Below are 7,651 nucleotides of genomic sequence, written 5' to 3'. Positions count from 1 at the left end.
GTAGCGCAGCAGATTGCGGCGTGCCAGTTGGTTCAGCGCCTCGATGCCGACCGAGAAGCCGATCGCCGCGTACAGATAGCCCTTGGGGATATGGAAGCCGAAGCCGTCGGCGACCAGGCTCAGGCCGATCATCAGCAGGAAGCTCAGGCACAGCACGACCACGGTGGGGTGGGCGTTGACGAAGCGCGTCAGCGGCTTGGATGCAAACAGCATCACCGCGATGGCGAACACCACCGCGACCATCATCACGCTCAGATGGTCGACCATGCCGACCGCGGTGATCACCGAGTCCAGCGAGAACACCGCGTCCAGGATGACGATCTGCGTCACCACCAGCCAGAAGCCGGCATAGGCGGGCTTCTCGCTCTCATGGTGGGACTTGCCCTCGATCCGCTCGTGCAGCTCCAGCGTGGCCTTGACCAGCAGGAAGATGCCCCCGCCCAGCAGGATCAGGTCCCGCCCCGAGAATTCCAGCGGCCCGAGCGCGAACAGCGGCCGCGTCAGCGTGACCAGCCACGACATCACCGACAGCAGACCCAGCCGCATGAACAGCGCCAGCGACAGGCCGATGATGCGTGCCTTGTCGCGCTGCTCCGGCGGCAGCTTGTCCGCCAGGATCGCGATGAACACCAGGTTGTCGATGCCCAGCACGATCTCGAGCACGATCAGCGTCGCCAGGCCTATCCAGATCGTGGGGTCAGTCAGCCATTCCATGTGGGCATCGTCGCGTGGGGAAGGAGCAAGGGGGGACGCTGCGCACGGAACGGGAATGGCCGCGGCAGCCGGATACGCCACAGTGTAGGGCCTGGGCCGGCTACCGCGTCAATAGGTGGGAGGATGACAAGACCGCGGCGCGCCTTCGGTCAGGCAGCCGCGCGCGCCGGTGCCCTGCCGGCGGGACGCGCCAGCTGCAGATGGTCGCGCAGCGTCGCGCCCGTGTACTCGGTGCGGAAGATGCCGCGCCGCTGCAGGATCGGCACCACGCCGTCGACGAAGTCCTGCAGGCCGTCGGGCAAGGCATCGGGCATCAGGTTGAAGCCGTCGGCGGCGCCATCGCGGAACCAGTGCTCGATGTCGTCGGCGATCTGCTCGGGCGTGCCGACGATCACGCGGTGCCCGCCGCCGCCCGCCAGCTCGCGGATCAACGCGCGCACCGTCAGGTTGCGCCCTTTCGCCGCGGCCAGCGTCGCGCGGAAGAACGTGTGGTTGCCATTGGCCGGCACCGCCAGATCGTCCGGCAAGGGCGCATCGAGTTCGAGCCGCCCCACCTCGATGCCCAGCGTGCCGGCCAGGCGGTTCAGGCTGTAGTCCCACGGAATCAGATCGACCAGCGCATCGCGCCGTTGCCGGGCCTCGGCCTCCGTGGCGCCGATGATCGTGGTCAGGCCCGGCAGCACCTTGACGGCATTCGGGCCGCGCCCGAGCGCTTCCGCCCGCGTATTGATCGCACGCCGGTAGGCCAGCGCCTCCTCGAATGACTGCGCCGCCGAGAACACGGCCTCGGCGTGGCGCGCCGCCAGCTCGCGTCCATCGTCGGAACCGCCGGCCTGGAACAGCACGGGATGGCCCTGCGGCGGCCGCGGCAGGTTCAGCGGTCCGTGTACGTCGAAGAACGCGCCGTGATGGGCCACCGGCTGCAGCCTGCCGGTATCGACGAAGCGCCCGCCGGCCTTGTCACCGATGAAGGCATCGTCCTCCCAGCTGTCCCACAGCGCCTTGACCAGCGCCGTGAATTCGTCGGCGCGCGCATAGCGCTGGCCGTGGTCGGGCGGTGCGCCGCGGCCGAAATTGCGCGCCGAGCCCGCATCGGCGGTGGTCACCACATTCCAGCCGGCGCGGCCGCCGCTGACATGGTCCAGCGTCGCGAAGCGCCGCGCGATGTTGTAGGGCTCGTTGTAGCTGGTCGATACCGTGGCGACGAGGCCGATGTGCGTGGTCGCGGCGGCGACGCAGGCCAGCAGCAGCGTCGGCTCCAGCGCGGTGATCGGACGGAAATGGATCTGGTCCGCGATCGAGGCGTTGTCGGCGAGGAAGATCGCATCGAACTTCGCGGCCTCGGCGATGCGCGCGACGCGGACGTAGTGCTGCACGTCGACGAAGGCGCCCGGATCGCTGGCGGGCAGGCGCCATGCCGAGGGCACGAAGCCGGAATGCAGCGCGTTGATGTTCAGGTGCAGCTGGCGCGGGGGCGCTGTCGAGGTCGTTGTCGGTTTGATTGTCGTTGCCATGGCTCGTCTGCCGGTGTTCAGAACACCCGGCCCTCGGTCAGATGGGTGGTCTCGCCGTTCAGGTGGTAGGCGCCGATAACGCGCGCCTTGTGCAGCAGCGGGTTGTGGCTGAAGATCGTGCGCAGATTGCGCCAGTGGCGGTCGAAGTTGTAGCGCTTCGCCGTGAACGACGCCCCGCCCGCCTCGAACATCCGCTCGCCGACGTGCAGCGCCAGCTTGCTGACCACCAGCTGCGTCTGCGCGGTGGCCAGCGCACCCTGCAGCACCAGCGCCTCGGCATCGTCGGCGCCCGCCTGCAGCGCGTCGGCCGAGCGGTCCAGCACGCGCGCGTTCTCCCGGACCAGCGCGTCGATCGCGTGGCTGTGCGCGGCCAGATCGCCAATCACCTGCTGGATGACATGGTCCTCGCGCGCGGATGGCGCGGGACTGTGCAGCGCGGGACGGCCATGCCGCTGCACGTAGTCCCGCGCATCGGCCCACGCGTTGCGCACGATGCCGGCGGCCACCGCGACCAGATGCAGCTGCCGCAACGCGCCGCAATGGCGGCCGACCAGCGTGCTGTTGCCGCGCCGGGTCACCTCGTCGGCAAATACCTGCACGTTCTCGAGCACCAGGCTGCCGCTGGCCGTCATGCGCTGGCCCATGCCGTCCCAGTCGTCGAGCACGCCGAAGCCCGGGCGATCGGTCGGAATCACGATCGACGCATCGGCGCCGTCGGCATCCTTGACGTTGATGCGCGCGTAGTCGGCGAAGGCCGTGCCGGTCGAGTAGTACTTGCGGCCCGACAGCCGGTAATGGCCGCCGTCGCGGCGCAGCGCCGTGGTGATTTCGCCGGGCCGGGCGGTGCCGACCTCCGTCGACGCCCCGCCGAAGATCGCGCCGCCGACGATGCGCTGCACCTGCAGGTCGTTGAAGGCCGAGCGCGGCGACAGGCGCAGCGCCTCGGTCTGATCGAAATGGATGCGCAAGGCATGCGCGACGTTGGACTCGTGCGCCGCGATGGTCGCGATCACCTCGAACAGATCGACCAGCGAGCCGCCCAGGCCGCCCTGCTCCACCGGAATCCGCAACAGGCCCAGGCCCGACTGCCGGAACAGCGCGAAGCCCTCATAGGGCAGCAGGCGCCGGGCCTCGCGCGCCGCGGCATCGGTACCGATCTTCTGCGCCAGCTCGGGCAGCGACTCGAGCGCCGCGCGCAGGGCATGGCGCGCATCGAAGTCCAACGGGGCATTCATTGGCGGGTCCTCTCGTCTGCAATACGAGCCTGAGAGGATAGGGACGGGGCCGGCGGAGGGGAACGAAGGAAAGGGGATATCGATATCTGCGGCGACGTTCTTTGGATAGGAGCGCGCGCAGTCGCGCGGCCGAAATGCCATCCGCCGATGAACGTCCGCCAATGAAAAGAGCCCGCATGACGCGGGCTCGATCGGATGCCGGTGAAGCGGCAGGGCCAGACTTACTCCGTGGCTTTCACTCCAGCCTGTCCCTTTCCAACGCTACAGTAAAGCCAGTGCAGTGCATGATCTGAGCCCTCGCCCGGCTCCTCCTTCGTGAGAAGCCCTCATACCTCTGGAGCACTCGTCGCGGTGTTCGTGCCCCATAGGGTAGGCCAACCGCGTTGTACCCGCTGATCACAGAACCAAGTGCGCTACACAAGAGTCGGGCTACCGTATTCCATATCACTCGGAAACGAAATTGTTGGACCCGAGCTCGCGTGCCCCGTACTTAACGACATATCCCTCGAGCTGCTTGCAAGCAATGTGAGCGGCTTCTTCCGTGGGATACATGCCGTGAAGATCCCATGACGCTTCTCGTAACACTCCCCACCCGCGAATCCATCCCCGATTCTCGGAATCCAATTCGAATGCGCTTCTCGTCATAGTTATATATCTCCGGGTAGCTAAGGTTCGAGCTCGATCATTCCGTGTGAAGATGATCTAGCAGGGCGATAGACAATCACGCGTCTAGGCAACGTCATCCAGTGACTCTCGCGTCGATAGTAGCGCGCTTCCGATCTGCTTTTAGGCTTTCAGTTTCCACTGCTGCAGTTGCCTTTTTCTGTTGGGATAGAGCCATATCGAGCAGTTCTCGATGATATGCCAACCGTGTGAGGCGATCTCGTAGCAGGAGTCCTCCGATAGCCCCACCACATAAGAACGCTAGGCCGAACTGCACTGACGTTCCAAACCAACCCGACGACGACACAATCGCTCCCGTCTCCTTCCAAGCGCTCCATCCAAGACCCGCAAGCGACATAAACGCAAGCTTATCTGGGGAACCTGCAAATAATCCTAGCCTTGCATTGATTCTTTTTATTTCGGCATCCAACCATCTGCCGGCAATCTCCATTACGGTGGAACTCTCCCTTAACAGCGTTTCAACATGCCCAAGGTCGTGCTTGACTGCGAGAACTTGTCTTCGTTGCGCATACTTGTCCGCCAATGCAACAGTCACGATCGCTGGAAGAACTTCAAGGACAAGGCCGGCGAGCGCACAAAGTATAGATAACAAGCCGACAATTTGCGCAGCGACCAACACGGCCGGAATCCGAGTCTCTGGCCATATGGTGATCAAGCCCGCCACAAAAACCAAGAACAAGAAGAGGGTCCCCGCTATCCACCGCAGCACGGACGTCAGCTTCATTATTTTGGTTTCTAACCATGATCGCGCTTCCGCGTGTGGAAGCGGCTTCATTTCCTCAAGCCGAACAAAAAATTCGATAGCATCATTTTTCACATTTACCCCCTTTCAATTTTATGCCAACAAAAGAAGATGCTAAACCACATACATCGCATCTTACGTTCGCTGATATACCCCTACAAAGGAGGGCCTGCAACATTCCGCCTAGCCGTTCCGGCGGCATTTTCGTCGCAAGAACGGTTGCCAAATGATCTGCGCCCGGCATCGACACCTGCGTACTGGAGATGTCACTGGTAACTGCAAGGTCCGGGCGTAGGCACCGAAATTGACGGCACGCCGAACAGAAGTCCCTCGCGGTAACAAAGGAAGGCGCATGCCTTCTCGAAGAGCTTGATGACCTATCCGGACTTTTACCAAGGGTTCCGGGAGCGCAATCAGCTCCACAAGGACAGTCGCTTCGAGGATCTCGCCATTGCCCACGCGCATTTATCGAAAGACGCCCATTAAGGCGGCACACGTTCGGATGCGCGCAGCTAGAGCGGAGAGGTACGTCGAGGCCCCCTGCCCACACAACGTTAGAAGACTGCACCTTCTTCGAAGTCGTAACGCCGAACACCGATGCCCGGGGTCGGTAAAAGCTGCGTGGCCGCCGATTCAAGCGATCCGCATAGGATCCGGGTCGCCCGAACGCTCCTAAACGGTGTAGCCCACGGCTTAAAAGAAAAAACCCCGCCGTTCGGCGGGGCTGATCTTTACAAGTACTGCTCACACAAGATTAAAACGGAATATCGTCGTCCATATCCTCGAAGCCGTTCGACGGCGACTGCTGCGGCCGGCGTGCGCCGCCCTGGCCGCCACCACCGCCCTGCGCACCGCCACGGCCGCCGCCACCGCCATAGCCGCCGCCCGACGATTCGCGCGCGTAGCCGCCGCCTTCCTCGCCGCCGCCGCCGCCCTGGCGCGAGCCCAGCATCTGCATCTGCTCGGCGACGATCTCGGTGCTGTACTTGTCCTGGCCGGACTGGTCCTGCCACTTGCGGGTGCGGATGCGGCCTTCGATATAGACCTGGGAGCCCTTGCGCAGGTACTGGCCGGCGATCTCGGCGAGCTTGCCGAAGAAGGCCACGCGGTGCCATTCGGTCAGCTCCTTCATGTCGCCGCTCTGCTTGTCCTTGTAGCGGTCCGTAGTGGCCAGCCGGATATTGGTCACGGCATCGCCACTGGGCATATAGCGCGTTTCGGGGTCCGCGCCGAGGTTGCCGACGAGGATGACTTTGTTGACGGATGCCATGAGGTGTTCTCCGAGAACCGCGCCCCGATGGGCGGCGCGGCAATGTGCTGACTGATTTGACTCTTTCGACTGATTTGCGCCCGGCGCGCCGATGGTAGTGCGGCCCGGCGCCGGAAAGCGTTTCCGCGTGATGCGGCCGTTGCCGTGGACCGCCGTGGACCGCGCTGGAGACGTCGTGCCCGGCAGGCCGCCGCGTCAGTGCGCCGGCTGCGGCTCGCTGTCCGGGCCGCCGTGGCGGACCCTGGCGGGCGGCGGCTTCATGCCCCAGGCGATTATAAGCCAGAGCACCAGCACGGCCGCGCAGCCATGGAAGACCGCGCTGCGGCCGGCGTGCTGCAGCAGCCAGCCGCCGACGGCGCCGCCGAGAAACAGCCCGATCGCCTGGGTGGTGTTGTAGACCCCGAGCGCGGCGCCGCGCGAGGCCGCCGCGTAGCGCGACACCAGCGAGGGCTGCATCGCCTCCAGCACGTTGAAGGCGACAAAAAACAGCAGCAGCACCCCGACGATCGGCCACAGGCCATGCACCGCGGCGAACAGCAGCTGCACCGCCGTCATCAGCGCGACCGCGCCGAGCAGCACCGGGCGGATCCGGCCGTAGCGCTCGGCCGCCATCATCGGCGCCAGCATCAGCAGGAACGACACCAGCACGACCGGCAGATAGACCTTCCAGTGCGAGTCGACCGGCATGCCGGCATCGGCCAGCATGCCCGGCACCACCATGAACATCGCCACCTGGGAGGCATGCAGCGCCAGCACGCCGACGTTCATGCGGGCCAGATCGGGATTGAGCAGCACCTTGGGCAATACCCGGTGCAGCGGCAGCTGGTCCGGGTGGGGCGGCGGCGGAGTCGGCACCAGGAACAGCGTGACGGCGATCGCCAGCAGGCCGAGCACCGACATCAGCGTGAAGATGCCCGGCATGCCGATGGTGCGCAGCAGCGGCGAGGCAATCACCAGCGACAGCGCGAAGGTCAGGCCGATGCTGCCGCCGACCATCGCCATCGCCTTGGTGCGATGGCGCTCGCTGGTCAGGTCGGCGATGCAGGCGGTGATCGCCGCCGAGATCGCGCCCATGCCCTGCAGCGCGCGGCCGGCGATGATGCCGGTCAGCGTGTCGGAGAACGCCGCCACCAGCCCGCCGGCGACGAACAGCAGCAGGCCCCCGACCATCACGGGCTTGCGGCCGATGCGGTCGGACAGCCAGCCGAGCGGGATATGCAGGAAGGCCTGCATCAGGCCGTAGATGCCCATCGCCAGGCCGATGCGCTGGGCGTCATGGCCATCGGGCAACGTACGGGCGTATTCGGCGAAGACCGGCAGGATCAGGAACAGGCCCAGCATGCGCAGCGCGAAGATGCTGGCCAGCGACACGCTGGCGCGCAGTTCGATACGGCTCATCCGTGCGGAGACCGTGCCGGCTGTTCGTTCGGCACCATCGGCCGCGGCTGGGGAAGAAGACTGGGTCGACGGCATTGCGCTCGTGGGGACTCGG

The 7,651-nt window shown here is 65.2% G+C and carries 6 protein-coding genes; all 6 read right to left on the bottom strand.

What is annotated here, in order from left to right:
* Positions 1-714, bottom strand: a 714-nt coding sequence (locus AC6EI8_RS22060) for a TerC family protein (protein ID WP_498382884.1), incomplete at its 3' end; no start/stop codon positions are given.
* 149 nt (positions 715-863) lie between these two features.
* Positions 864-2,228: an LLM class flavin-dependent oxidoreductase gene (locus AC6EI8_RS22055; RefSeq protein WP_498382883.1), complete on the bottom strand. Its 1,365-nt coding sequence runs from the start codon at positions 2,226-2,228 to the stop codon at positions 864-866.
* A 17-nt stretch (positions 2,229-2,245) separates the two neighbouring features.
* Positions 2,246-3,463, bottom strand: coding sequence for an acyl-CoA dehydrogenase family protein (locus tag AC6EI8_RS22050; protein ID WP_498382882.1), 1,218 nt, complete (start codon positions 3,461-3,463; stop codon positions 2,246-2,248).
* Positions 3,464-4,202: 739 nt separating this feature from the next.
* On the bottom strand, positions 4,203-4,964 hold the full coding sequence (locus AC6EI8_RS22045) for a YuaM family protein (protein WP_498382881.1): 762 nt from the start codon (positions 4,962-4,964) through the stop codon (positions 4,203-4,205).
* 679 nt (positions 4,965-5,643) lie between these two features.
* Positions 5,644-6,159, bottom strand: a complete 516-nt coding sequence (locus AC6EI8_RS22040; RefSeq protein ID WP_149320126.1) for a single-stranded DNA-binding protein — start codon at positions 6,157-6,159, stop codon at positions 5,644-5,646.
* A gap of 195 nt (positions 6,160-6,354) precedes the next feature.
* Positions 6,355-7,632 (bottom strand): MFS transporter, encoded by a 1,278-nt coding sequence (locus tag AC6EI8_RS22035; RefSeq protein ID WP_149320125.1) that lies wholly within the window; start codon positions 7,630-7,632, stop codon positions 6,355-6,357.
* Positions 7,633-7,651 lie beyond the last annotated feature (19 nt).

The sequence above is a fragment of the Cupriavidus sp. R6-3 genome, assembly GCF_059772245.1.
The sequence above is the reverse complement of the archived record's forward strand: the minus strand, read 5'-3'. Positions and strand labels throughout refer to the sequence as shown.

Bases quoted from the DNA above. Each gene is read 5' to 3' on its own strand.
- AC6EI8_RS22040 (WP_149320126.1), bottom strand. From the start codon at position 6,159: ATGGCATCCGTCAACAAAGTCATCCTCGTCGGCAACCTCGGCGCGGAC.
- AC6EI8_RS22055 (WP_498382883.1), bottom strand. From the start codon at position 2,228: ATGGCAACGACAATCAAACCGACAACGACCTCGACAGCGCCCCCGCGC.
- AC6EI8_RS22035 (WP_149320125.1), bottom strand. From the start codon at position 7,632: ATGCCGTCGACCCAGTCTTCTTCCCCAGCCGCGGCCGATGGTGCCGAA.
- AC6EI8_RS22050 (WP_498382882.1), bottom strand. From the start codon at position 3,463: ATGAATGCCCCGTTGGACTTCGATGCGCGCCATGCCCTGCGCGCGGCG.